A 24264-nucleotide genomic window follows, 5' to 3' on the forward strand; every position below is an offset into this window, starting at 1 on the left:
GACTCGACCGCGGGCCTTGATCGTGCGGTGCGCGATCAAGGCCCGCGGTGTCGAGCCCCGGTGGTGGACAGGATTCAGCGCGACGCCGAGGACCGCGCCGACTACGCGTCCGGCACGCGGGCGGGAGCCGGTAGCGGACAGGGGGCTTGTCGGCGGTCACCGCGACAGCTTTTCAAGTTTGTGGGGACGCCACGGTGGCGGAGTGGATCTCATCCTTCCGATATCTCGACCCGTCCGGCGGGGCTGCCTAGGTTCGTGGCATGGCTTACGGCAAGGCACTGCGCGAGGCGGTCTCCGCGCCCGGGACGACCCCGCTGATCGGCGTCTTCGACATGCTGTCGGCCTCGGTCGCGGCCCGCCACTACGACGGGCTGTTCGTGTCCGGGTTCGGCTTCTCCGCCTCGCACTACGGCCTGCCCGACATCGGGTTCATCGCCTGGCCGGACGTGGTGGGGTTCGTGCAGCGGCTGCGGCTCGCGTTCCCACGGCAGCACCTGCTGGTGGACATCGACGACGGGTACGTGGACCCCGAGGTGGCGGGCCAGGTCGTGCGCGCGCTGGAGCAGGTGGGCGCGTCCGGCGCGGTGCTGGAGGACCAGCGGCGGCCGCGGCGGTGCGGGCACGTCGAGGGCAAGGTGGTGCTGCCGTTGGAGCGGTACCTCGAGAAGCTGGACGTCGTGCTCGGCGCGCGGACCGACCTCGTGGTCGTCGCGCGGACGGACGCCACCGAGGAGGACGAGATGCTGCGGCGGGCCGCGGCGTTCGCCGAGACGGACGCCGACGCGGTCCTGGTCGACGGGGTGCCGTCGGTGGACGTGATCCGCCGGGTCCGGGACGTGGTGCGCGACAAGCCGGTGGTGTTCAACCAGATCTCGGGCGGTCGGTCGCCCCGGCTGTCGTTGACGGAGCTGACCGCGTTGGGCGTCGACGTGGCGATCTACAGCACGCCATGCCTGTTCGCCGCGCAGACCGCGATGGACGACGTCCTGGTGGAGTTGAAGGACCACGACGGCGTGCTGCCGGACGGCCCGGTCGGCGTCGCCGAGTCGCAAGCCCTGCTGGAGCACAACATCAGCCGCAACCACGACCTCCCGGCGCCGCGGGCGACCAGCCCGTCCCCGGTCCGCTGAGCCGAGGGGGCCCGGTCAGCCGGGGTCGCCGCGCCGCTTGCGGTGCACGACCCAGCCGAAGTCGACGATCAGCGCGACCACCAGCACGCCGAGCAGCACGGCCAGCCAGGTCAGGCCGGCCCGCACGCACAGCACCGCGGCCACGGCGTTGAAGACGATCCCGAACCCGGCCAACCACAGCCGGAGGATCAACGCGCTGCGGGGCGGGGCGCGCGGCGGCAGGCCGTCCTCGTCGTCGACCGGGCCGGTCACGTCCGCCACTCCTCCTGCCACCTGTGGTGCGTGTCGTAGGCGGCGGCGAGGAGCTGGAGCACCCAGCGGTCGGACGTGCGCTCGACCTCCGTGCGCAGCCACCGCGCCTTCTCCTCGAACGGCACGACGGCGTCGTCGCGGGTGTGCGCCGTGCCCGGCACCAGGAGCAGCTCGCGGCCGTCGTCGGACCGCAGCACCCGCAGCCGGCCGCGGCCCTCGGCGTCGTCGAGCAACGGCGACTCCTCGCGGGCCACGCGTTCCTCGTCCTCGGTGAGCCGGTCCAGCACGAACCGGCGCAGGTCCTCGTCCGACAGGCGATCGGCGTCCACGTCCATGGCCGTGGGGTATCCACTTCCCGCCGGACCACACCCCGGTGTGGCCGGTGTCGATCAAGCGTGCGAGATCCGCCGCGGCCCCGTGCGGCGACCGGGCACGATGGCGGGATGGACCCGCTGCCCGCCTCGCCGTCCCTGCTCGCCCTGGCCGAACGGCTGCTCGCCATCCGCTCCACCGCCGACCGGCCCGACGACCTGCGCCGCGCGCTGGAGCTCGTGCTCGACGTCGTCGGGCCGGGCTTCACGGTGGAGCGGTTCGAGTCGGGCGGCAAGCCGAGCGCGCTCGTGTACGCGGGGGAGCGCCGTCCCCACTTCCGCTTGATCCTCAACGCGCACTTGGACGTGGTGCCGGGCGCGGACGGGCAGTTCCGGCCCCGGCGGGAGGGCGACCGGCTCATCGGCCGCGGCACGCAGGACATGAAGCTGTCCGCGCTGGTCCTGGCGTCGGTGTTCCGCGACACGGCCGCCCGCCTGCCGTTCCCGGTCGCGCTCCAGCTCGTCACCGACGAGGAGGTCGGCGGCCGTGACGGCACCCTGCACCAGCTGGAGCAGGGAGTCACCGGGTCGTTCGTGGTGATCGGCGAGCACAGCGCGCTGCGCGTCGTCACCGAGTCCAAGGGCCTGTGCACGGTGCGGCTGCACGCGGTCGGCCGCGCCGGGCACAGCGCCTACCAGTGGTTGGGCGACAACGCGCTCGTCAAGGTGATGCGCGCGGTCGAGGCGGTGCTCGACGCGTACCCGGTGGCCACCCGGGAGGAGTGGCGGACCACGGTGAACGTCGCGCGGATCTCGTCCGGGAACGAGGCGCTCAACCAGGTCCCCGCGGACGCGACCGCGTGGCTGGACGTCCGGTTCCCGCCGGAGGACGCCGACTTCACCGGCCGCGACCCGGACGAGATCGCCGCCCACGTCACCGCCTTGTGCCCGCCGGGCGTCACCGCCGCCGTCGACCACGTCGAACCGCCGCACCGGGCCGAGCCGGACAACCCCGACGTGGTCGCGTTGCGGCGCGCCGCCCGCGCCGAGGGCTACTCCGGTGACCTGCTGCGCAAGCACGGCGCGGCGGACTCCCGGTTCTACTTCCAGCGCGGCGTCGACGCGGTGATCTTCGGGGTCGGCGGCGACGGGCAGCACGGGCCGGACGAGTACGCCGACCTGACGACCGTGGAGCCGTACCGGCGGGCGCTGACCGCGTTCCTGGAGGGCCTGGGGGCATTGCCCAACGCGTAACCCACTGGTTACGCTTCCGGGTGTGGACGAGGTGGCGGCGGCGATCGCCGACCCGGTGCGGCGGGAGATCCTGGAGATGCTGCGCGGCGACGCGCGCCTGTCGGCCGGGCAGATCGCCGAGCGGTTCGCGATCAGCCGGCCCGCCGTGAGCAGGCACCTGCGGGTGCTGCGGGAGAGCGGGCTGGTCCGCGACGAGGTCGTGGGCAGGCAGCGGTTCTACGCGCTCGACGCCTCCCGCCTCACGCCGCTCACGCGGTGGCTCGCCGGCTTCACCCGGCCCACCGGACTGGAGCACCACCTCGACGCCCTGGAGACCGAGGTCTACCGCGCCCGGCGGGAACGCCGCGCGGACCAACCCAAGGAGAACACGGCATGACCCCCATCCCCACCGGTCGGCTGTTCCGCACCGACGCGGGCAGCGACCTGGTGATCACCCGCACGTTCCGCGCGCTCGCCGACGACGTGTGGGCCGGCCTGACCGAACCCGAGCGCACCGCGAGGTGGTTCGGGCCCTGGGAGGGCGAGGGCGGACCGGGGCGCACGGTCAAGGTGCGGATGGTGTTCGAGGAGCAGGCGCCGTGGGTCGAGGTGCGCGTCGACGCCTGCGACCCGCCCCGGCGGCTGGCCCTGTCGATGGTGGACGACGCGGGGACGTGGCGCATGGAGCTGCTGCTGTCCGAGGTCGACGGCGTCACCGAGCTGCGCCTGGTGCACCACCTCGACACCGAGGAGGGCATCGGCGAGGTCGGCCCCGGCTGGGAGTACTACCTCGACATGTTCGTCGCCTCCCGCGCCGGCACGCCCCTCCCGGCCTTCGACGACTACTACCCGTCCCTCAAGCCGCACTTCGAGTCGTTGACGACGGAGGGGTGAAGCGTTCGCCCGGTGGTCCCGTCGGCTGATCTTCGACGCCGCGGGACCGCCGGCGCGGGCGGTCCGGACCGGGGGGTCGCGCTGTCGCCCGATCGGCCATTACCACAGGTTTTAGCTGCACTTCTGCTGCAAACGGAGTAGCGTCGGTCACCGCAGCGGGTTGAGCCAGCAGCCACTGCCTTCTTCTACCCCGAGGAGGCTGCGGCCGTGAATACACAGCGTTACGACCAGCTTTACGACCTCCCGTTCCGGGTGGAACGACAAGTGCATGGTTACGCCGTGGTCGTCCGCGTCGCGGGCGAGGTCGACGCGTTGACCGTGCCCCAGATGAAGCACGAGATCGCGGTCGGGCTGGCACTGGCCACTCCACCCGCTCCCGTCGTCGTCGACCTCACCGAGGTCGACTTCTTCGCCGCCGCCGGTCTGAACGAACTGCACCGGTGGCACCTGGCAGCGAAGGCGACGGGTGTGGCGTTGCGAGTGGTCGCCTGTCACCGCCACGTGCTGCGACCGTTCGAGGCGAGCGGGCTCGACCAGGAGATCCAGCCGTGCGCGACGCTGGCCGAAGCGCTCCTGGTGCCGTCGCCGAGGGGCGTCCGCCGGTTCGCCGTGCGCTGACGGCCGAGTATTCGCCCGATCCGGTGACGCCACGAGCATCGTGGCGCCGCCGGCAGGGCCGGGTGATGACATCGCGTGCGGACGTGCCCGCGGGAACGGCCGGTCGGCGGTCGCCACGTTGGCCACCGGCCCGGACGCCGGCGGTCCATCGAGCGAACAGCGCGCCGTGCGGCGGTCCCTATGCTGCGGCGATGATCAACTACGACTACGAGTGGCGCGGGCGGTTCGGCAACGACGAGGTCAACGTGCTGCACGCGGAGGGCTTCGACCACCGCGTGCTGGACGACGACTGGTGGGGCCAGGTGAACCGGCACAGCCTCGGCTGGGTGACCGCACGCCGTGACGGCGACCTGGTCGGGTTCGTCAACGTCGCGTGGGACGGCGCCGCGCACGCGTTCATCCTCGACACGCTCGTCGCGGGAGCGGCGCGTCGGCAGGGCGTCGGCCGGGCGCTCGTCGCCACGGCGGTGGAGGGGGCGCGGGCCGCCGGGTGCGAGTGGCTGCACGTCGACTTCGACGACCACCTCCGGCCGTTCTACTTCGACGGGTGCGGATTCCAGCCCACCCCGGCGGGGCTCATCCCGTTGTGACGTTCCCGCCGGTGGCCTTGTGACGTTCCCGTCGGCGGTCACCGCGTGTAGGTCGCTCCCACCCGGGTAGTCGGCGTTCGACTGCCGACGAGGAGGAGCACGTGGACCCGATCAAGCCAGCGAAGGTCGTGAAAGAGGCGCTGGACAAAGCCGTCGAGAAGGTCGCCGACCTGGTGACGCCGCCCGCGCCCGGCAGGCCGGGCAGCGCGCCGCCGCCGGTGGACCCGCCGAGCGAGCCGCAGGGCCCGCTGCCGCGCAAGCCTGACCAGGCGTCACCGGCGACGCTCAGCGCCACCGGCGCGGGGACCGGCGCCGCGGCGGACGTCCGGGAGCAGCAGGGGGAGTACCTCACGACGGCGCAGGGCGCGCGGCTGTACGACACCGACCACTCGCTCAAGGCCGGCGAACGCGGCCCGACGTTGCTCCAGGACCACCACCTGCGCGAGAAGATCACCCACTTCGACCACGAGCGCATCCCTGAACGGGTGGTGCACGCGCGGGGTTCGGCGGCGCACGGCGTGTTCGTCGGCTACGGCACCGCGTCCCAGGTGTGCAAGGCCGGGTTCCTGGCGGAGGGCGCGACCACTCCCGTGTTCACCCGGTTCTCCACCGTCGTGGGTTCGCGCGGCTCGGCGGACACCGTCCGTGACACGCGGGGGTTCGCCACGAAGTTCTACACCGACGAGGGCACGTTCGACCTGGTGGCCAACAACATCCCGGTGTTCTTCATCCAGGACGGCATCAAGTTCCCGGACATCATCCACGCCGCCAAGCCGCACCCGGACCGGGAGATCCCGCAGGCGCAGAGCGCGCACGACACGTTCTGGGACTTCGTGTCCCTGCACACCGAGGCCACCCACCACGTCATGTGGCACATGTCCGACCGGGGCGTGCCCCGCTCCTACCGGATGATGGAGGGCTTCGGCGTCCACACGTTCCGCCTGGTCAACGCGGACGGCGTGACGTCGCTGGCGAAGTTCCACTGGAAGCCGAAGCTGGGCGTGCACTCCCTGCTGTGGGAGGAGGCGCAGCTGATCAACGGCGTCGACCCGGACTTCCACCGCCGCGACCTCGCCGACGCCATCGAGTCCGGCGCGTTCCCGCAGTTCGAGCTGGGCATCCAGGTCTTCCCGGACACGCCGGAGCAGACGTTCGAGGGCATCGACCTGCTCGACCCGACGAAGATCGTGCCGGAGGAGCTCGCGCCGGTGCAGGCGATCGGCATGCTCACGCTCAACCGGAACACGACGAACTTCTTCGCCGAGACCGAGCAGGTGGCGTTCCACGTCGGGCACCTGCCGCCCGGCATCGACGTCACCGACGACCCGCTGCTCCAGGCCCGCCTGTTCTCCTACCTCGACACCCAGCTGAGCCGGCTGGGCGGACCGAACTTCGGGCAGATCCCGATCAACCGGCCGCACGCGCCCGTCAACGACATGTTCCGCGACGGGTTCCACCAGCACGCCGTGCACAGCGGCGTGGCGCCGTACAAGCCGAACACGCTGGACGGCGGCTGCCCGTTCATGGCGGGCGCGGACGTCGGCGCGTACATCGAGGTGCCGCAGCCGGTGGCCGAGTCGGTCAAGCGGCGCGAGTCGCCGACGTCGTTCCAGGACCACTTCACCCAGCCGCGGCTGTTCTACCGGAGCCTGAGCGCGGTGGAGCGCGAGCACGTGGTGCGGGCGTTCACGTTCGAGCTGGGCAAGTGCTACGAGCAGGCGATCAAGGAACGCCAGCTGCGGGTGCTGGCCAACGTGGACGCCGAGCTGTGCGCGCTGGTCGCCCAAGGCCTCGGCCTGCCCGCGCCGGAAGCGACCGTGCCCGTGCCCGAGGTGACGCCGAGCCCGGCGTTGTCGCAGGTCGGGCAGGTGTGGCCGGTGGAGGGCCGGATGATCGGCATCGTCGTGGACGCGGACGACCCCGACAGCCTCGACGGCCTGCACCAGCTGCGCTCCACGATCGACGCCGCCGGCCTCACGCCGCTGATCATCGCCGCGCGCGGCGGGCAGCTGGAGGACGGGCTCGACGCGCAGCGGACGTTCCTCACCGCCCGGTCGATCGAGTTCGACGCGCTGCTCGTGGCCGCCGCGCCGCCGCCCGCCCCGGACGCGCTGCCGAACCGCGACGCCAAGGCCGCCGCGCCCGCCGTGTCCGTCGACCCGCGCGTGGTGCTGATGGTCCAGGAGTGCTTCCGGCACGCCAAGGCCATCGGCGCGTGGGGCACGGGCCGCAACGCGCTGCTGGAGGCGGGATGCGCGGAGGGCGACCCCGGTGTGGTCGTCGGCGACACCCCGGCGGAGGTGTTCGGGCAGGTCGTCGAACTCCTCGGCGCCCACCGGGTGTGGGAGAGGTTCCCCGCGACCGTCGCCTGACGGGCCGGACGAGCGCATCGCAAGGTGATCGCAAGGTCCGGAGGGCGGCAAACGGTCATCCGGGAAGTGGGGCGGCACCAGAATCCCAGGGGTGCACGACCAGGCGCCGGCCGTGGCACGCGCACGCGGCCGGCGCCCGTCCGACGCCGCCTGCCGGAAAGCCGATAGTGACCGCCATCCCGGATGACCCCGACGCCTCGACCCTCGTCCTGATCTGCGACCACTGCGGGCGCACCCACCCGCGGGCGGAGCCCGGGTGGGCTCCGCTGTGGCGGGCCGCGACCGCGGTCGGGTGGGGAGGCCGGGCCAGACCCGTGGGACCGCACCGGTGCCCCGTGTGCGCCGGCTGACCGACCGGCCGCGGCCGTGCGAGGTGGGAGGGGTCAGCCCGCGACGGTGTCGCGCCCGACCCTCGCGCGCGTCAGCAGGTACCCGGCCGCGGCGGCCAGCGGGAACATCACCACGCCGTACACGGCGGCGGGCACGGCCAGCCGCTCGCTGCCCAGCACGGTCACCGCGACCGTGATCGCCAGCGTGCTGTTGTGGATGCCGACCTCGAACGCCGACGCGATCGCCTGCCGCTTCCCGACCCTCGCCAGGCGCGGCAGCAGGTAGCCGGCCGCGAGGCTGCACGCGCAGAACAGCACCGTCACCAGGCCGATGTCGGCGAGGTAGCCCGCGATGTTGTCGCGCTCGGCGACGATCGTGCCCGCGATCACCGCCACCAGCACCACCGCCGAGAAGATCCGCACCGGCTTGTCCGCGCGGTCGGCGAACGCGGCGGACCAGCGCCGCACCAGCATCCCGAGCACGACCGGCACCAGCACGATCGCGAACACCTGCGCGACCTTGCCGAACTCCAGCCCCACCGCGCCCTCGGCCGGCGGCTCGAAGTGGTTCAGCGCGAAGTTGACCACCAGCGGCAGGGTCGCCACGGCGAGCACCGAGTTCACGGCGGTCAGCGTGATGTTGAGCGCGACGTCGCCCCGGAACAGGTGGCTGAACAGGTTCGCCGTGGTGCCGCCGGGCGACGCGGCCAGCAGCATCATGCCCACCGCCGGCACCGGGTCGAGGCCCAGCGCCACGACCAGCCCGAAGCACACCAGCGGGAGCAGGAAGAGTTGCGTGGCCAGGGCGACCGCCACCGCGCGGGGCTCGCGGGCGACGCGGGCGAAGTCGGCGACCGTCAGCGACAGCCCGAGCCCGAACATGACCACGGCCAGCGCGATCGGGAGGCCGACGCTCGTCAGTGCGGAGCCCATGGCGATCACCTGCGTTTCTGCGTCGAACCCGCGGTCGGGAGGAGCGCATCCTCTCCCAGAACGGGACGAATCGGGAGATCCGGCGGCACTTCGATGGCATTCGGTGATCCGCGCTACGCTGTCAGGCAGTGCCTGACAACCACGGGAGCGCCGATGACCCACCCGCCGGGCTGTTCGTTCTGCGGCAAGGCCGCCGCCGAGGTGCGCAAGATCGTCAGCGGGCCGGGCATCTACATCTGCGACGGCTGCGTGTCGGCCTGCGTCGCGATCCTCGACGCCGACGCCGAGAACCCCGCCGGCGACGGCGGCACGTCCGACGTCACCGTCCCGGAGTGGTCGGCCATGTCCGACGACGAGCTGCTCGGCCACCTGCCGCGCATCGCGGCGACCGCCGCCCAGGTCGAGACGGGGCTGCGGGACCGGGTCGCCGAGCTGCGCGACCGCGGCGTCACCTGGGCCCGCATCGGCGCGGCGCTCGGCATGAGCCGCCAGTCCGCGTGGGAGCGGTTCGCGTGACGGTGTGGCGCGTCCGCGACTTCCGGCTGGTCTGGGCCGGGCAGACGCTGTCGTCGTTCGGCAACGGCGTCTCGCAGCTCGCCTACCCGCTGCTGATGCTCGCCCTCACCGGGTCCGCCACCGCGGCCGGCGCGCTCGCCGCCGTGCGCGCCGTGCCGTACCTGGTGCTCGGCCTGCCCGCCGGCGCGCTGGTGGACCGCTGGGACCGCCGCCGGACGATGGTGTGGTGCGACCTGGGGCGCGCGGCCACCATGGCGAGCGTGCCGGTGGCGCTGCTCTTCGGCGTGCTGACCCCGGCGCACCTGTTCGCCACCGGGCTGGTCGGCGGCGTGCTGCACGTGTTCTTCAGCGCGGCCGAGAACGCCGTGCTGCCCAACGTGGTCGGCAAGGACCACCTGACGACCGCCGTGTCGACCGTGGAGACCGCCCAGGCGGCGACCGGCGTGCTGGCCGGCCCGGTCGGTGGCCTGCTGCTGCAGCTGTCCCGCGGCCTGCCGTTCGTCGTGGACGCGGTGTCGTTCCTGGCCTCCGCGCTGTGCCTCTCGTTGGTGCGCACGCCTTTCCGCGCGTCGGAACCGCGGGCGAGGCGGTCGTTGCGGGCCGAGGTCGGCGAAGGCGTGCGGTGGTTGTGGCGGCACGGGTCGCTGCGGTCGATCGCGCTCACCGCCGCCGGGTTGCAGGTGGCCGTCTCCGGCATCGCGCTGGTCGCGATCGTGACGGCGCGGGACGCGTCACCGGCCGTGATCGGCGCGCTGTTCGCGGCGCTCGGCGTCGGCGGTGTGGTGGGTGCGGCGGTCGCGCCGAAGCTCAAGGCGCGCCTCGGGTTGACGGGGCTGCTGCTGTCCGTGGTGTGGCTGCAGGCAGTGCTGTGGGTCGTGCTGGCGTTCGCCCGCGACCTCGTCGCGATCGGTGTCGTGCTGGCCCTGTTCACGGTGTCCATGCCGTGCTTCGGGGTGGCCGCGCTGAGCCACCAGCTGGAGGTCACGCCGGACCACCTGCTCGGCCGGGTCGGCACCGCGTTCAGCGTGCTGATCTGGGCGGCGACCCCGGTGGGCGCGGGCGCCGCCGGCGTGCTGCTCGACGCGGTGGGGCCGCGCACGACGTCGCTGGTGTTCGCCGGCTGGGTCGCCGTGCTCGCGACCGTGACGACGGCGGGGCGCACGCGGCCGTCTGTTATCGCTAACAGGTAAGAAAGCGCGGCCGTTCGCGCAATGGTGTTGAAACCATTCGACACCAAGCCAGCGTGTCAAGTTAAGGGCAAGTTGCCTATTGAAGTCCGGCGGAAAGTGCTGTTAGCGTTAACAGCCGTGCGGTCGGGTGGTCGGTGATCCCGTCCACCGCGGTCGCGAACCGCCGCTCACGCCGCCCCACCAGCGGTCCGCCCCACGTCCCCCGCGGAGCGGACCGTCGTGTGTTCGTCCATGCAGCGTCGCAGGGAGAGCAACCATGAGTTCGGCTTATCGGAACGTGCGACGCGGTGGCTTCGTCGTCGCGGTCGTCACCACGCTGCTCGGGGCGTTGACCGCGGCCGTGCCGCCCGTCGCCTCGGCCGCCGTGGTCGACGTCAACGCCACGTACGTGCTGGTCAACCGCAACAGCAACAAAGCGCTCGACGTCTACAACCTCGCCACCAACGACGGCGCCCGCATCTCGCAGTACACCCGCAACGACGGCGCCTGGCAGCAGTGGCGCTTCATCGACTCCGGCGGCGGCTACTACCGGCTCCGGTCGGTGCACAGCGGCAAGGTCCTCGACATCGAGGGCGCCTCGACCGCCGACCGCGCGAACCTGATCCAGTGGACCGACCGCAACGCGACGAACCAGCAGTTCCGGCTGGCCGACTCCGCGGGCGGGTTCGTCCGGCTGATCAACCGCAACAGCGGCAAGGCGGTGGACGTGCTCGACTTCTCCACCGCCGACGGCGCGCAGATCATCCAGTGGCCCGACACCGGCGGCACGAACCAGCAGTGGCAGCTCGTGAAGCTGGGCGCGCAGACGCCGGGGACGTTCGCCAACCCGATCAAGCGCAACGGCCCGGACCCCTGGCTGCAGTACCACAACGGCTACTACTACCTGGCCACGACGACGTGGAACTCCACGATCACCATGCGCCGCTCGACCACCCTGGCCGGCCTGTCCTCCGCGCCGGACCAGGTGATCTTCAACCTGGCGGGCCGCGCGAACGGGTGCTGCAACATGTGGGCGCCGGAGTTCCACCTCCTCAACGGCCGCTGGTACCTCTACTACGTGGCCGGGCAGAACGTGCCGGACTTCAACCCCACGCAGCGCCTGCACGTCATCGAGAGCGCCGGCACGGACCCGATGGGCCCGTACACGTTCAAGGCCGACCTGGGCAACACGTGGGAGCTGGACCCGAGCATCCTGCAGCACAACGGCCGCCTGTACCTGATGGGCAGCGCCATCGACGGCACCCAGTCGCTGACCATCACCCCGCTGTCCAACCCGTACACGATCAGCGGCGCACGGCGCACGATCTCCCAGCCCACCCTGGCCTGGGAACGGCAGACGCACCCGGTCAACGAGGGCGCGGAACCGCTGTACCACAACGGTCGCACGATGATCGTGTACTCGGCCAGCGCGTGCTGGGGCCCGGACTACAAGCTCGGCCTGCTCACGCTGACCGGCACGGACCCGCTGAACCGGGCGCACTGGACCAAGTCGCCCAACCCGGTCTTCCAGCGCAACGACGCCAACGGCGTGTTCGCGCCCGGCCACAACGGGTTCTTCAAGTCGCCCGACGGCACCGAGGACTGGATCGTCTACCACGCCAACGACTCGGCGTCCGGCGGCTGCGACATGAACCGCTCCACCCGCGCGCAGAAGTTCACCTGGAACGCCGACGGGACGCCGAACTTCGGCACCCCGGTCCGGCTCGGCACCACGCTCGCCGCACCGTCCGGCGAATGAGAATCCCCCAGGGCGGGTGTCTCCCGCCCGCCCTGGGGCCCCTCGAGAGGCACGAGGCTGATGCTGCAACGACGCACACTGCTGGCCGGCGGACTGGCCACCCTGGCGCTGGCCAAGACCGGGATCGCCGGCGCCGCGCCCGGCGACTCCGCCTACGTCATGGGCTACTTCACCGAATCACCGTCGCGGATCGCCGACCGGTACGCGCTGCACCTGGCGGTCAGCACGGACGCGCTCACGTGGACCCCGCTGAACCAGAACAACCCCGTCGCCACGCCCACGGCGGGGACCCGCGGCCTGCGCGACCCGTTCATCATGCGCAAGCAGAGCGGCGGGTTCATCGTCCTGGCGACCGACCTGACCGGCACGGACTTCAGTCAGCAGAACCAGTACATCCACGCCTGGGACTCACCGGACCTCCGGTCGTTCACCGGCTACCGGCGGCTGAAGATGCACTCGATGCCGACCCACACGTGGGCGCCGGAGGCGTTCTGGGACGCCGCGCGCGGCCAGTACGGCATCGTCTACTCGGCCAACAGCGGCGGCCGTGACGGCATCTGGGTGAACTACACCACCGACTTCGTGAACATCGGCCCGCCGCAGCTGTTCTTCGACCCCGGCTTCAACGTCCTGGACGCCACCGTGCACGTCGGCAACGGCGTGAACTTCCTGTACTACAAGAGCTTCGCCGACGGCCGCCTCTACGGCGCCCGCTCCGCCACGCTCGACCCGCGCAGCTTCACCACCTACACCAGCGGCGTCGTCAACGGCGGCATCGAGGCGCCGATCGTCGTCAAGGCCCACAACCGCAACGAGTGGTGGCTGTGGGGCGACTCGTTCGCCCCGGTCAACGGCGAGCTGTACGCGTGGCGCAGCGGCGACATCAACACCAACTCGTGGACGCCGCTCACCAAGGCGCAGTACACCCAGCCGCTCAACGCCAAGCACCCCACCATCTGCGGCATCACCGCCACCGAGCACGCCAACCTGCTGGCCCACTGGGGCGCCCCGGCGTGGAACCGGATCAAGTCCTACAACTACCCCGACCACCTCGTCCGGCACGCGGACAACGCCGGGCGCATCGACCCCTACCCGTTCGACCCGTACCAGGACTCGCAGTGGCGCCTGGTGCCCGGCCTCGCCTCGGCGTCGGGCGTGTCGTTCCGCTCGGTCAACTACCCCGACCGGTACCTGCGGCACAGCGGCTTCGTGGTGGGCCTGGCGGTGAACGACGGCAGCGCCGCCTTCGCCGCCGACGCCACCTTCCACCGCGTCGCCGGCCTCGCCGACGGCGCCTGGACGTCCTTCCGGTCGCACAACTACCCCGACCGGTACCTCCGGCACGCGAACTACCTCCTGCGCATCGACCCGATCAGCACCACGAGCGATCGGGCCGACGCCACGTTCCAGGTCGGCTACTGACCTTCGCGGTCGGCGTCGACCGGGACCGCGGGCGCGACACCACGGCGGCGTGTCGCGTCCGCGGCGTTCCCCGACAGCTGCCCCAGCGCGCGGCGGACGTTCTGCTCCACGATCTCGACCATCCCGGCGCGGTCGGGGAAGTCGCCGTCCAGCAGCCGCAGCGGACCGGCCACCAGCGACAGGTGGCAGGCCAGGCGGTAGAGGCCCAACCGGGCCGGGTCGAGGGCGGGATCGGCGAAGTGGTGGTAGTGCGGGCCGAAGCGGAGCTCCAGGAACGCGTGCTCCCACTCGACGTCGAACGCCATCACGCCCTCGATGTCGATGAGCACCGGCTCGTCCAGGTCGGCGTCGACCAGGACGTGGTCGGGCCCCAGCTCGCCGTGCACCAGGCCGAACCGCGAACGCGGCACGACAGCGGCGTGCCGTGACCGCAGCAGGTCGGCCAGCCGCTCGGCCGCGTCGGCGATCCGGTCGACGCGGGCGGCGGCCTCGGCGAGGTGGGCCAGCGCCCGGCGCAGCACGACGTGCTCCACGCCGTCGTGCCGCGCCGGGTCGGTGGTGGCGGCGGCGTGCATGGCGCGGACCGCCGTCCCGAGCCGCGCGAGCACCGCTTCCGCGCGCCGGGGGTCACGGGCGATCAGCCGTTCCAGCGTGCCGCCGCGGACGTCCTCGACCACCGCCACGTCACCCAGCCGTCCCCCCGGCTCGCGCAGGAGCAGCCGCGGCACGCGCACGCCCACGGCCGTCAGCCGGGCGTGGGCGTCCTCGAACAGCCCGAGCCCGGAGGCGTGCCGGAACGGGTCCTCCGGGTCGCCGGGCGCGTCCGGCCAGAAGTCCTCGTCGGGGTGCCAGACGTAGGCGATCGCACTCGCGCCGTCGGCCGACCGCAACCGGTAGACGCCCTTCTTCGTGCCGCCGCGCAGCCGCTCGGCGGACACCAGCCCGCGTGTCCCGAACGCCGCTCTCGCCACATCACGCAGGTCGTCGACGCCGAGGTGTCTCCGCGACGCGGGACGCTCGTTCTCCGGGGGCATGCCGCCATGATCGCGCACGGAGGGCCGGCCGTAATCCGGTTGACCCGGACGCGGAGCGGCGCTGGACTGCGGCACGACACCCACGAGCCGTGGGGCGCCGGTGGTGCGGGAGAGGCAGCGATGGAGATCCGTTCGACGACCGACCAGGACCTCGACGTCTTCGTCGACACGGTCCACGCCGCGTTCGGGCGCCTGCCGGAAACACCGACCGAGGCCGGCGGCCTCTGGTGGTCGGCGATCGAGATGGAGCGCAACCTGCTCGCCGTGACGGCGGACGGCCGGCCCGTCGGCACCGCGGGCGCGTACTCGTTCGAACTCACCCTGCCCGGTGACGTCGTCGTCCCGGCCGCCGGGGTGACCGCCGTCGGCGTCCTGCCCACGCACCGACGTCAGGGCGTGCTCAGCGCGATGATGCGGCGCCAGCTCACCGACCTGCGGGCGGCGGGGGAGTTCCTGTCCGTGCTGCTGGCCACCGAGGCCCTGATCTACCGCAGGTTCGGCTACGGACCCGCGACCTACACACGACGGCTGACGGTGCAACGCCACCAGGCCGCCTTCGCCGTCCCGCGGGCGGGCGGGGACACCACCGGCTCGGTCGAGCTGCTGCGGCGCGCCGACTGCGGCGAGATCCTGGAAGAGGTCTACGACCGGTACCGCCGCGCGCAGCCCGGCGCGCTGTCCCGCCCGCACCGCTGGTGGGCTTCGGGCGCGGGACAACCGCCGGTCGCGTCGACACCGCGGCACGTCGCCGTCCACCGTGCCGCCGACGGCGTCCCCAACGGCTACGCGAGCTACTCGATCGGCGACGGCGGCACCTTGACGGTGGACGAGACCGTCGCCACCGACGACGCCGCCTTCACCGCCCTGGCCCGGTTCCTGCTCGGCCACGACCTCGTCGGCCGGGTCGTGTTCAAGCACGTCCCGCCCGATCACCCGCTGCGCTGGCAGCTCGCCGACTTCCGCGCCGGCGAGGTCGGCGACGACACCGACTGGCTGTGGGTGCGGCTGCTGGACGTCCCCCGTGCGCTGACCGCGCGCGGCTGGTCCGCGGACGGCGAGCTCGTCCTCGACGTCGAGGACCCGTTCCTCGGCGAGTCCGACCGCTACCTGCTGACCGTCCGGGACGGCACGGCCGGGTGCGTCGCGACGGACCGGGAGCCCGACCTGTCGTTCGACGTCAGCGACCTGGGCTCGGTTTACCTCGGCGGCACCACCCCGAGCGCGCTCGTGCGCGCCGGACACGTCCGAGTCCACCGCCCGGGCGCGGCCGCCCTCGCCGACGCCCTCTTCCGCACCGAGCGCTCCCCGCACTGCCTGCACTGGTTCTGACCGGCCGCGGGGACGCGCCCGTCAACCCCCGTCCGTAGGTTGTCCGGCCGTCCGCCGCGGAGTTCAATCGCGCTCCTACGCCGCACGCAGCAAGGAGTGCCCATGCGCAGAGCTTCCGTGGCCGCCGCCGTCGTGGCGATCGCCGCCGTGACCGCCACGCCCGCTTCCGCGATCAACACGTACAACGCCACGCCCGCGCCGGAGCGCACCGAGGTCGGCGCGCTCGTCGCCACCTGGGACAACGACGACAACCCGGCGACCCCCGACCGGGTCGACTGGGTGTGCAGCGGCGCGATGGTCGACCGCGACACCTTCCTCACCGCCGCGCACTGCACCACGGACTGGCCGTCGAACGTCCAGTTCTACGTGTCGCTGGAGCAGGACGTGCAGTCCGCGCTCGACCGCGCCCCCGGCACCCCCGCGCAGAAGGCGGCGGCCGTCGGCGTGCGGGGCGTGGCGCACAACGACCCCGACTACCCCGGAACGTCCTCGGACCCGCACGACATCTCCGTGGTCGAGGTGCCCGCCAGGCAGGTGGCCGCGCGGTGGTCCTTCACCCCGGCGACCCTGCCCTCGGCGGGCCTGCTCGACGCGATGGGCCCGCGCGCGCTCGACACCGCCGAGTACACCGCAGTCGGCTACGGCACCCAGGAGGCCCAAAACGGTCCCGGCGGCCACACGCACCCCGGCGGCGGCGTGCGCATGAAGGCGACGCTCGGCTTCAACGCGCTCAACAACAACTGGTTGCGCCTGTCGATGATCGAGTCCCAGGGCTACGGCGGCGCCTGCTACGGCGACTCCGGCGGCCCGAACTTCGCCACGATCGGCGGCAAGCGCGTCCTGGTCGCCACCACGATCACCGGCGACGCTCCCTGCTACGCCACGAACGTCACCTACCGGCTGGACGCCCCGGCGGCCCGGTCGTTCCTCGCGCCCTTCGTCGCGCTGCCCTGACACCGGACCGACGGCGTCCCACCCTGACGTGCGGCGGGACGCCGTCGGTCGGAACCCGCTAGCCGACGAGGTAGAGGATCGAGGCGATCCCGAAGCCCATCAGGCTGATCGTGGTCTCCATGACCGTCCACGTCTTGAGGGTGGTCCTGATGTCCATCCCCATCAGGCGGCCGACCAACCAGAAGCCGGAGTCGTTGACGTGGCTGACGGTCACCGAGCCGGCGGCCAGGGTCAGGACGATCGCGGCCAGTTCGACCGCGCTGAACCCGCCGGCCTGCACGACGGGCTGCATCAGGCCGGCCGCGGTGGTGAGCGCGACCGTGGCGGACCCCTGGGCGATGCGCAGCGCGGCGGCGATGACGTAGGCGGCCAGGAGCACCGGCAGGCCGAGGTCGGCCAGGCCGTCGGACAGGGCGCCGCCGATGCCTCCCGCGCGCAGCACGGCGCCGAACATGCCGCCCGCGCCGGTGATGAGGATGACCGAGCACACGGGTCCGAGCGCCGAGTCGACCAGCTTCTCGACGGTGTCCTTGCCCTGCCCGCGGCGGACGCCGAGGAAGTACGACGTCACGAGCACGGTGGTCAGCAGGGCGACCGGGGTCGAGCCGAGCGCCCGGGCGACCGCGTACCACGAGGCGTCCCCGTCGACCAGGCCGGCGGCGCGCGCGGCGTCGAGGCCGGTGTTGGCGAAGATCATGACCAGGGGGAGCAGCAGGAGGGCGACGACGACGCCCGGACGCGGCGGGTCCTCGCCGTCCTCGGCCTGCGGGCCGCCGCTGAGGATGTCCGGCACGGGCAGCACCAGCCGCTTGCCCACCCACAGGCCGTACAGGTAGCTGGTCACGTACCAGGTCGGGATCGCCACCAGCAGGCCGAGCGCGATGACCAGGCCGACGTCGGCGCCCAACAGCTCGGTGGCCGCGACCGCGCCGGGGTGCGGCGGGACGAAGACGTGCATCACCGAGAACGCGCCCGCAGTGGGCAGGCCGTAGCGGAGCACGCCCCCGCCGAGCCGCCGGGCCACGGCGAACACGATCGGCAACATGACGACCAGGCCCGCGTCGAAGAAGATCGGGAAGCCGAAGATCAGCGAGCTGACGCCGAGCGCGAGCGGGGCGCGGCGCTCGCCGAACGCGGTGATCAGCGCGTCGGTCAGCGACCGGGCCCCGCCGGTCACCTCCACGAGCCGGCCGAGGATCGCGCCGAGGCCGACGAGCAGCGCGACGCTGCCGAGCGTGGTGCCGAACCCGCCGGTCAGGATGGTGATCACCGACTTCGCCGGGATGCCCGCGGCGAACGCGGTGAGCAGGCTGACCACCACCAGCGCCAGGAACGCGTGCACGCGCAGGTAGATGATCATGATCAGCAGGAGGGCGACCGCGCCGGCCGCGATGCCCAGCAGCGCGCCGGCGCCGAGGGTCTGGACCCAGTCTTCGGTGGTGTTCATCGACAGCTCCGTTGCACGTCGGGCTCCTCGGAGATCGGTGGGTGGCCGGGTTCGCGTCGGGGGCCGGGTGGCACGGCGGCGGTAAACCGTCCACAGTGGACCGTCGGGTGACAGGACGGTGATCTTCGGCGGCGAAAGGTAGCACCTTTGCCCGCGCCGAAAAAGGCCCGAAGCGGGTGCCTCGGGCCTGGCCGGGACGGCGTCGCCCGGAACGGGTTCGGACACCCGACCCCGCGGCGTGGACGGCCGGGTGGGCGCTCGGCTCAGGAGTAGAGCGCGCCCAGGAACTCCACCAACAGCCGCTCCCGCAACGCCGGGCTCGCCGCCGCGAGCAGCGTGTTCACCGTCGCCATCCGCTCCGGCAGCACGCCGTCGCCGCCGCCCATCCCGGCCGCGGCGAGCAGCCCGGCGAACTCCTCCGGCGTGAGCGAGTCCGGCTCCAGCCCGCCGACGAACTCCAGGACCTCCGGCGCCACCCGCACCGGCCCGGCCGCCACCGCCGCCTCCACCGACGCCCGCAGGTCGGCCAGCAACCCGGCCTCGTGCCCGGCGTTCGCCGCCGTCACGGTCAGGTGCAGGTTCGCGGGGGACGAGCGGTGGGCGAACTGCGGCTGCACGTACCAGTCGCGCGCCTTCATCTCGTCGGCCACGGTGAACACGTCGAAGTCGTCCCGCGCCGCCGCGACCGCCAGCAACGTCGCCGACGGCGACCCGAGCACGCGCAGCCCGTCGATCGCGTCGATGCCCTCCCGCAGCACCCGCGTGCTCTCCAGGGCCCGGTGCGCGAGCGACCGGTACCCGTCGTCGCCGATGTGCCGCAGCACGGCCCACGCCGCCGCCAGCGGCCCACCCGACCGGGTGGACTGCGTGGTCGAGTTCAGCATCGTGTAGCCGGGCCACGCGGCCGACGCGAAGAACTGCGGCCGGCGCAGGTCGGCCGACGCGTGCAGCAGCACGGACGTCCCCTTCGGGCAGTACGCGTACTTGTGCAGGTCGACCGAGATGCTGGTGACGCCCGGCACCGAGAAGTCGAACGGCGGCACGTCGGACGCGTGCGGCAGCACCCAGCCGCCGATGCACGCGTCCACGTGGCACCGCACCCCGCGGTCGAGCGCCGCGGCGGCGATCTCGGCGACCGGGTCCACCACGCCGTGCGCGTACGACGGCGCGCTCGCCACCACCAGCACCGTGGACGGGTCGATCGCCGCCGCCATCGCCGCCGCGTCCGCCCGGAACGTCACCGGGTCCACCGGCACCGCGACCACCCGCACGCCGAAGTAGTGCGCCGCCTTGTGGAACGCCGCGTGCGCCGTCTCCGGCAGCACCATCGACGGCCGGGCGACGTCCGGCCGCGAGTCCCGCGCCGCGACCACCGCCAGCAGGCACGACTCGGTGCCGCCCGACGTGACCGTGCCGACGGTCCCGGCCCCGCCGCCCAACAGCCGCGCCGCCGTGCGCACCACGTCGTTCTCCAGCGTCAGCAGGCTCGGGAACGCGGTCGGGTCGAGCCCGTTCACCGACGACGCCAAGGCGTGCGCGGACGCCGCCAGCTCGTCCAGCCCCGGCAGCGCGCTGTCGTACACGTAGGCCAACGTGCGACCGCCGTGCGTGGGCAGGTCGCCGGCCCGCAACGCGCGCAGCTCGGCCAACACGTCGTTCATGAGGTCTCCTCGCGCAGCAGGGGCAGGGCCGCCAGCGCCAGCACGGCCGGGATGACGGTGAAACCGAGCAGCGCGGACGTCACCGCGCCGGCGGGCTGCGCGGCCGAGCCGTCGGTGCTCGCCACGTACCCGCCCAAGGCCAGGACCAGCCCGTACACGCCGGGGCCGAGCGCCAGCCCCAACGTCTCGCCGGCCGTCCAGACGCCGGAGAACAGGCCCGCCCGCGTCGCGCCGGTCCGCCGCTCCTCCGCGGTGATCACGTCCGGGAGCATGGCCAGCGGGAACACCTGCATGCCCGCGTACCCGACGCCGATCACCGCCATCAGCGCGAGCACGGCCGCCACCGGCAGCACCCGTGACGCGGTCAGCCCGGCCACCGCGACCGCGAACAGCGCCGACGCCGCGACCAGCCCGACCCGCTTGCCGTGCCGCCGGCCGACCCGCTGCCACAGCGGCATCACCAGCAGCGCGGGCCCGACGAACCCGGCGAACAACGCCGCCTGCGACCCCGGCTCGCGCAGCACCAGGCGGGCGAAGTAGTCGACACCGGCCAGCATCGTGCCCAGTCCCACGGCCTGCACCACGAACACAACCAGCAGCAGCCGGAACGGCCGCGACCCCCGCACCGCCGCCACGAGCTCTCCCACACCGGCCGCCGCGGGCGCGCGACGGGACACCGGCGTGCCCCGCGTGCCCGCGAACGTCGCCAGCGTGCCGACCACCATCAGCGCGGCCACCGCCACCCCCATGCCCGGGTAGCCCACCGCATCGCGCACAGCGGGCGCGCCCGCGCCGCTGACCAGGATCGCCAATGCCAGGAACGCCATCCGCCACGCCATCAGGCGGGTCCGCTCGTCGTAGTCCTCGGTGATCTCGGCGGCCATCGCCACGTACGGCACCTGGAAGAACGCGTACGCCGTCGCGCACGCCAGGAACACCAGCGCCACGTACACCGCCGCGCCCGCGCCGGTGAACGGTCCGGCGAACAGCAGCGCGAACAGGGCGGCCGTGACGAGCCCACCGCGCAGCAGGAACGGCCGCCGCACGCCGGCGCGGTCGCTGATCCGGCCCGCGACCGGGTTGAACAGCACGTCCCACGCCTTCGGCACGAGCACCAGCAGCCCGGCGACGGCGGCGGGCACGGCCAGGCCGTCGGTCAGGTAGGGGAGCAGCAGCAGACCCGGCACCGTGCCGAACGCGCCGGTGACGAACGACCCGGTCGCGTACCCCGCCCGGACACCACGAGTGATCTGCCGCATAGGCGGAGAAGTTTCGCATTCGACCCGCCGCCCGCGCGAGACCGACTTCGGGGCGCCGGACGGTCGGGCCGGAACGGGGTCGACCACCGGCCCGCCCGGCGGCGGACCGGTGGTCGACGGGCGGATCAGGCCGCAGGCACCGTGTCGACGTGGTCCACGCCTGACGAGCGGTAGCCGGTCACCCGCGACTGGACCTGCGCCGGGCTCAACACCTGGTCCTTCGCGAAGTACACCCAGTCCACGTGCTGCTGGTAGGCGCGGTCACCGGGCGCGCCGACCAGGCCGCCCGAGATGAACCACAGGTTGAAGTTGATCGACATCGGCGTCTCGGGGTAGTACTTGTCCCCGTGGTCGGCCACCTGCGTGCCGTCGATGAAGTACTTCACCCGACCACCGGACACCTGGATCACCAGGTCGTGCCAGCCCGCGTGGCTCCACCGCTGTTCGGTGTGGACGTTGTCCGCGATCCACGGCTCGTTCTGGTACGTCTCCCACGTGGTCTCGTACATGATGTTCGCGGGCTCGCCCCAGCCCCCGTTCGGCAGGTACTCGAAGTCCATCTCGCCGTAGTTCGGGTCCATGTCGCTGTTCAGCGGCGTGATGGTGAAGAACGTCTGCACCACGTGGTCGCCGTCCGGGCCGTAGACCGGCGCGTCGGAGAACTTCACCCGCGCGGCGTACGTGCCCTCGAAGAACTTCCGCTGGTGGTACAGCTCGGTCTGCCGCGCCGACGAGCCGTTGTTGGACGACTCCAGCCGCATCGACTTCTGCCCGTCCACGGTCGGGAACGTGACCATCGCGGGGTCCCAGACCGCGCCCGGCACACCGGGGCCGCCGCCGCCCGAGCGGACCGTCCACCCGCGCTGCGAGATCCGGGAGTCGCCGGAGCTCGCGTAGTTGAAGTCGTCGAACAGCGCTGGGCCGTTCGGGTTGGGCGGGGGAGTGGTGGTGGTCGTGGTGGTGGGGCCGGTGCCGCCGGGCGACGTGCCCCACAGCTGGGTGCCGCCCCGGTGCACGGTCACCCGCGACCACGCCGAGTAGGTGCTCGACGCGCGGAACGAGTAGTCGTCGGCCTGGTTGATCTGGCTCCAGTTCGACCGGTAGAAGCGCAGCTGCAGGTCGCCGGTGTCGGCGCCGGGCGCGAGCGACCCCGCGCCGGCGGTGAACCCGACCTCCAGGTACCGGTCGGCGGAACCGCCGGTCAGCGTGCCGAACGTGCCGGTGACGTTGCCGCAGCCGCGCACCGCCCACGAGCAGGCGAAGCGGTACCCGACGTCGGGCGTCTCGCTCTTGAAGTAGTAGCGGACCTTCAACTCCGCCAGCGGCACGGTCGTGCTGCCGACGTTGACCAGCTTGAGCCACGGCTCGACCTGGTCGGTCGTCGCGGCGGACGCGCTGGTCCGGTACTGGGCGGTGACCGCGTCGGCGGCCATCGCGATGGGGGCGACCACCAGCGCGGCGACCGACACCGCGGCGGCTCCGATCGCCGAGATCATGCGTGCGGACACAGTTGTCTCTCCTCGAGTCAGCAGGGTGGGATAGGGGAGCGGGCGTCGTCCTCCTCTCCGGCCAGGGGCCCCGAGGGCACGGACAGCGCGGTCAACCGGGCCGAGTGCTCGCGCATCCGGTCGGTGAAATCGGTCCACGACGGGCGCTGCACCCACAGGGAGTCGGCCAGCGCCGCCAGCCGCGGGTACGCCAGCCGTTCCAGGTGCTCGGCGGTCGGCACGTACTCCGTCCACAGCGCGCACTGCGCGCCGAGCACCCCGTGCGGCAAGGGCACGTGGTAGACGTCGTGCGCGGTCACGACCAGGCCGGGCTGTCCGGCGGGCTCGTCGGGGTCGGCGGACTGCGGGTAGTCGAGGTAGGTCGACCGGTGCGGCGCCATCACCACGTCGTGGCCCAGGTCCAGCGCCGACCGCGCGTCCGCCGCGTCGCGCCACGGCATCACCACCGCCCGCGCGTCGCCGATCGGCTCCCACGACACCGGCGCCCGGCCACGCGCGATCACGTGCTCCGCCACCGTCCGCAGGAACCAGCCGTGCAGGTCGCGCGGCCCGGCCAGCCCCTCGCGGCGAACCCGCGCCCACGCGCCGGGACTGGACTCCCACTCCGCGGTCGGGCACTCGTCGCCGCCCAGGTGCACGTGCCGGCCGGGGAACACGTCCAGCACCTCGTCCAGCACGTCGCGGCAGAACTCCAGCACCCGGTCGTCCACGCCGAACACGGCGTCGCTGACACCCCACCGCGTCCACACCGGCAGCCGCCGCCGCGGGAAGTTGCCCAGCCGCGGGTACGCGGCCAACGCGGCCCGCGCGTGGCCCGGCATCTCGATCTCCGGCACGATCCGCACGCCGCGCTCGTCGGCGTGGGCCACCAGCGCGGACAGCTCGGCCCGCGTGTACGCGCCGCCGTGCGGCACGCCGTCGCCGTCGGTCTCGGTCCGCCAGGCGCCGACCGAGGTCAGCAGCGGGTGCCGGGGCACCGGCATCCGCCAGCCCTGGTCGTCGGTCAGGTGCAGGTGCAGCACGTTCAGCTTGTGCAGCGCCATCAGGTCGACGAACCGGCGCAGCACCCCGATCGGCTGGAAGCGCCGCGCCACGTCCAGCAGGACCCCGCGCCACGGCAGCCGGGGCGCGTCCCGGATGTCCACGCCGGGCAGCGCCCAGTCCACACCGGACACCGGCCGCGCGCCCAGCGCCACCGGCGACACCAGCTGCCGGATCGTCTGCACGCCGTGCGCCAGCCCTTGCCGGGTGGCGGCGCGCAGGACCACCGCGTGCTCGTTCACGGTCAGCGCGTAGCCCTCGTCGCCGAGCCCGACGAGCCTGGGGTCCAGCGCGAACACCACCCGGCCGTCCTCGTGCAGGGGCAGCGGCAGCCCGGTGGCCGGGCGCAGCAGCGACCGCAGCAGCCGGGCGGCGCCCTCCGCGCCCGGCGTGGCGAGGACCGCGGTGTCGTGGTCGAGCGGGAACCGGCCGTGCCGCCGGACCAGCCGCGTCGGTCGTGGCAGGATCACGGGCCGGCCCTCCCCGGCCGGAGCGGGCGCCGC

22 protein-coding genes are annotated in these 24264 nt (G+C 72.9%); 13 read left to right on the forward strand and 9 right to left on the reverse strand.

Translation table 11 applies throughout. The features are described 5' to 3' along the window. The first annotated feature begins 260 nt into the window (after nt 1-260). Nucleotides 261-1130, forward strand: a complete 870-nt coding sequence (locus ACFQ3T_RS03375; RefSeq protein ID WP_380719610.1) for an isocitrate lyase/PEP mutase family protein — start codon at nt 261-263, stop codon at nt 1128-1130. 15 nt (nt 1131-1145) lie between these two features. Here ACFQ3T_RS03375 and ACFQ3T_RS03380 read toward each other — a convergent pair whose 3' ends face one another. Both ACFQ3T_RS03380 and ACFQ3T_RS03385 read right to left on the reverse strand, forming a co-directional pair. Beyond that, a complete protein-coding gene (locus tag ACFQ3T_RS03380) occupies nt 1146-1382 on the reverse strand; it encodes a DUF6343 family protein (protein ID WP_380719611.1) in 237 nt (78 codons plus the stop codon). Continuing rightward, on the reverse strand, nt 1379-1717 hold the full coding sequence (locus ACFQ3T_RS03385; protein WP_380719613.1) for a hypothetical protein: 339 nt from the start codon (nt 1715-1717) through the stop codon (nt 1379-1381). The genes ACFQ3T_RS03380 and ACFQ3T_RS03385 overlap by 4 nt, the downstream gene beginning before the upstream one ends. A gap of 108 nt (nt 1718-1825) precedes the next feature. Here ACFQ3T_RS03385 and ACFQ3T_RS03390 point away from each other — a divergent pair, with 108 nt between their 5' ends. The 6 genes from ACFQ3T_RS03390 (at nt 1826) to ACFQ3T_RS03415 (ending at nt 7400) form a co-directional block, all read left to right on the forward strand. After that, the gene (locus ACFQ3T_RS03390; protein ID WP_380719615.1) at nt 1826-2947 is read left to right on the forward strand and encodes a M20 family metallopeptidase; all 1122 of its coding nucleotides are present in this window, start codon (nt 1826-1828) and stop codon (nt 2945-2947) included. Nucleotides 2948-2969: 22 nt separating this feature from the next. Then, nucleotides 2970-3323, forward strand: coding sequence for a metalloregulator ArsR/SmtB family transcription factor (locus ACFQ3T_RS03395; protein WP_380719616.1), 354 nt, complete (start codon nt 2970-2972; stop codon nt 3321-3323). Beyond that, entirely contained in the window at nt 3320-3820 is a 501-nt protein-coding gene (locus tag ACFQ3T_RS03400; protein WP_380719619.1) for an SRPBCC family protein, read from the forward strand. Before ACFQ3T_RS03395 ends, ACFQ3T_RS03400 begins: the two co-directional genes overlap by 4 nt. A 207-nt stretch (nt 3821-4027) precedes the next feature. Next, nucleotides 4028-4438, forward strand: a complete 411-nt coding sequence (locus ACFQ3T_RS03405) for an STAS domain-containing protein (protein ID WP_380719621.1) — start codon at nt 4028-4030, stop codon at nt 4436-4438. A gap of 191 nt (nt 4439-4629) precedes the next feature. After that, nucleotides 4630-5028, forward strand: a complete 399-nt coding sequence (locus tag ACFQ3T_RS03410; protein WP_380719623.1) for a GNAT family N-acetyltransferase — start codon at nt 4630-4632, stop codon at nt 5026-5028. A 101-nt stretch (nt 5029-5129) separates the two neighbouring features. Beyond that, nucleotides 5130-7400, forward strand: coding sequence for a catalase (locus ACFQ3T_RS03415; RefSeq protein WP_380719625.1), 2271 nt, complete (start codon nt 5130-5132; stop codon nt 7398-7400). A gap of 383 nt (nt 7401-7783) precedes the next feature. On the opposite strand, the gene ACFQ3T_RS03420 is transcribed toward ACFQ3T_RS03415, so the two are convergent. Beyond that, the gene (locus ACFQ3T_RS03420) at nt 7784-8662 is read right to left on the reverse strand and encodes a bile acid:sodium symporter family protein (RefSeq protein WP_380719628.1); all 879 of its coding nucleotides are present in this window, start codon (nt 8660-8662) and stop codon (nt 7784-7786) included. 153 nt (nt 8663-8815) lie between these two features. Here ACFQ3T_RS03420 and ACFQ3T_RS03425 point away from each other — a divergent pair, with 153 nt between their 5' ends. The 4 genes from ACFQ3T_RS03425 (at nt 8816) to ACFQ3T_RS03440 (ending at nt 13528) form a co-directional block, all read left to right on the forward strand. Then, nucleotides 8816-9178 carry a ClpX C4-type zinc finger protein gene (locus ACFQ3T_RS03425; RefSeq protein WP_380719630.1) on the forward strand — a complete coding sequence of 121 codons (363 nt, stop codon included), beginning with the start codon at nt 8816-8818 and terminating at the stop codon, nt 9176-9178. Then, nucleotides 9175-10368, forward strand: coding sequence for an MFS transporter (locus ACFQ3T_RS03430; protein WP_380719632.1), 1194 nt, complete (start codon nt 9175-9177; stop codon nt 10366-10368). The genes ACFQ3T_RS03425 and ACFQ3T_RS03430 overlap by 4 nt, the downstream gene beginning before the upstream one ends. 256 nt (nt 10369-10624) lie before the next feature. Then, a complete protein-coding gene (locus tag ACFQ3T_RS03435; protein WP_380719634.1) occupies nt 10625-12106 on the forward strand; it encodes a family 43 glycosylhydrolase in 1482 nt (493 codons plus the stop codon). A gap of 60 nt (nt 12107-12166) precedes the next feature. Then, the gene (locus ACFQ3T_RS03440; protein WP_380719636.1) at nt 12167-13528 is read left to right on the forward strand and encodes an AbfB domain-containing protein; all 1362 of its coding nucleotides are present in this window, start codon (nt 12167-12169) and stop codon (nt 13526-13528) included. Here ACFQ3T_RS03440 and ACFQ3T_RS03445 read toward each other — a convergent pair. Further along, nucleotides 13522-14562, reverse strand: a complete 1041-nt coding sequence (locus ACFQ3T_RS03445; RefSeq protein WP_380719638.1) for a phosphotransferase family protein — start codon at nt 14560-14562, stop codon at nt 13522-13524. The genes ACFQ3T_RS03440 and ACFQ3T_RS03445 overlap by 7 nt on opposite strands. A gap of 120 nt (nt 14563-14682) precedes the next feature. Between ACFQ3T_RS03445 and ACFQ3T_RS03450 the strand changes: the two genes are divergently transcribed. Both ACFQ3T_RS03450 and ACFQ3T_RS03455 read left to right on the forward strand, forming a co-directional pair. Further along, a complete protein-coding gene (locus ACFQ3T_RS03450) occupies nt 14683-15891 on the forward strand; it encodes a GNAT family N-acetyltransferase (RefSeq protein WP_380719640.1) in 1209 nt (402 codons plus the stop codon). A gap of 102 nt (nt 15892-15993) precedes the next feature. Further along, a complete protein-coding gene (locus tag ACFQ3T_RS03455; RefSeq protein ID WP_380719642.1) occupies nt 15994-16845 on the forward strand; it encodes a trypsin-like serine protease in 852 nt (283 codons plus the stop codon). A gap of 58 nt (nt 16846-16903) precedes the next feature. Here ACFQ3T_RS03455 and ACFQ3T_RS03460 read toward each other — a convergent pair whose 3' ends face one another. The 5 genes from ACFQ3T_RS03460 to ACFQ3T_RS03480 form a co-directional block, all read right to left on the reverse strand. Then, nucleotides 16904-18292, reverse strand: coding sequence for a GntP family permease (locus tag ACFQ3T_RS03460; RefSeq protein WP_380719644.1), 1389 nt, complete (start codon nt 18290-18292; stop codon nt 16904-16906). A 263-nt stretch (nt 18293-18555) separates the two neighbouring features. Then, the gene (locus tag ACFQ3T_RS03465; RefSeq protein WP_380719646.1) at nt 18556-19953 is read right to left on the reverse strand and encodes a pyridoxal phosphate-dependent decarboxylase family protein; all 1398 of its coding nucleotides are present in this window, start codon (nt 19951-19953) and stop codon (nt 18556-18558) included. Further along, entirely contained in the window at nt 19950-21212 is a 1263-nt protein-coding gene (locus ACFQ3T_RS03470; RefSeq protein ID WP_380719648.1) for an MFS transporter, read from the reverse strand. The genes ACFQ3T_RS03465 and ACFQ3T_RS03470 overlap by 4 nt, the downstream gene beginning before the upstream one ends. 125 nt (nt 21213-21337) lie before the next feature. Continuing rightward, nucleotides 21338-22720: a cellulose binding domain-containing protein gene (locus ACFQ3T_RS03475; RefSeq protein WP_380719650.1), complete on the reverse strand. Its 1383-nt coding sequence runs from the start codon at nt 22718-22720 to the stop codon at nt 21338-21340. Nucleotides 22721-22737: 17 nt separating this feature from the next. Further along, a complete protein-coding gene (locus ACFQ3T_RS03480; RefSeq protein ID WP_380719652.1) occupies nt 22738-24231 on the reverse strand; it encodes a beta-N-acetylhexosaminidase in 1494 nt (497 codons plus the stop codon). Between the last annotated feature and the right edge of the window lie 33 nt (nt 24232-24264).

Source organism: Saccharothrix hoggarensis, assembly GCF_042678885.1.
Taxonomy (GTDB): Bacteria; Actinomycetota; Actinomycetes; order Mycobacteriales; family Pseudonocardiaceae; genus Actinosynnema; species Actinosynnema hoggarensis.

What these genes read in the sequence shown, in the direction of transcription:
- ACFQ3T_RS03435 (WP_380719634.1), top strand. Translation starts at nt 10,625, where the DNA reads ATGAGTTCGGCTTATCGGAACGTGCGACGCGGTGGCTTCGTCGTCGCG.
- ACFQ3T_RS03470 (WP_380719648.1), bottom strand. Translation starts at nt 21,212, where the DNA reads ATGCGGCAGATCACTCGTGGTGTCCGGGCGGGGTACGCGACCGGGTCG.
- ACFQ3T_RS03385 (WP_380719613.1), bottom strand. Translation starts at nt 1,717, where the DNA reads ATGGACGTGGACGCCGATCGCCTGTCGGACGAGGACCTGCGCCGGTTC.
- ACFQ3T_RS03460 (WP_380719644.1), bottom strand. Translation starts at nt 18,292, where the DNA reads ATGAACACCACCGAAGACTGGGTCCAGACCCTCGGCGCCGGCGCGCTG.
- ACFQ3T_RS03455 (WP_380719642.1), top strand. Translation starts at nt 15,994, where the DNA reads ATGCGCAGAGCTTCCGTGGCCGCCGCCGTCGTGGCGATCGCCGCCGTG.
- ACFQ3T_RS03465 (WP_380719646.1), bottom strand. Translation starts at nt 19,953, where the DNA reads ATGAACGACGTGTTGGCCGAGCTGCGCGCGTTGCGGGCCGGCGACCTG.
- ACFQ3T_RS03440 (WP_380719636.1), top strand. Translation starts at nt 12,167, where the DNA reads ATGCTGCAACGACGCACACTGCTGGCCGGCGGACTGGCCACCCTGGCG.
- ACFQ3T_RS03410 (WP_380719623.1), top strand. Translation starts at nt 4,630, where the DNA reads ATGATCAACTACGACTACGAGTGGCGCGGGCGGTTCGGCAACGACGAG.
- ACFQ3T_RS03450 (WP_380719640.1), top strand. Translation starts at nt 14,683, where the DNA reads ATGGAGATCCGTTCGACGACCGACCAGGACCTCGACGTCTTCGTCGAC.
- ACFQ3T_RS03400 (WP_380719619.1), top strand. Translation starts at nt 3,320, where the DNA reads ATGACCCCCATCCCCACCGGTCGGCTGTTCCGCACCGACGCGGGCAGC.
- ACFQ3T_RS03390 (WP_380719615.1), top strand. Translation starts at nt 1,826, where the DNA reads ATGGACCCGCTGCCCGCCTCGCCGTCCCTGCTCGCCCTGGCCGAACGG.
- ACFQ3T_RS03375 (WP_380719610.1), top strand. Translation starts at nt 261, where the DNA reads ATGGCTTACGGCAAGGCACTGCGCGAGGCGGTCTCCGCGCCCGGGACG.
- ACFQ3T_RS03445 (WP_380719638.1), bottom strand. Translation starts at nt 14,562, where the DNA reads ATGCCCCCGGAGAACGAGCGTCCCGCGTCGCGGAGACACCTCGGCGTC.
- ACFQ3T_RS03420 (WP_380719628.1), bottom strand. Translation starts at nt 8,662, where the DNA reads ATGGGCTCCGCACTGACGAGCGTCGGCCTCCCGATCGCGCTGGCCGTG.
- ACFQ3T_RS03425 (WP_380719630.1), top strand. Translation starts at nt 8,816, where the DNA reads ATGACCCACCCGCCGGGCTGTTCGTTCTGCGGCAAGGCCGCCGCCGAG.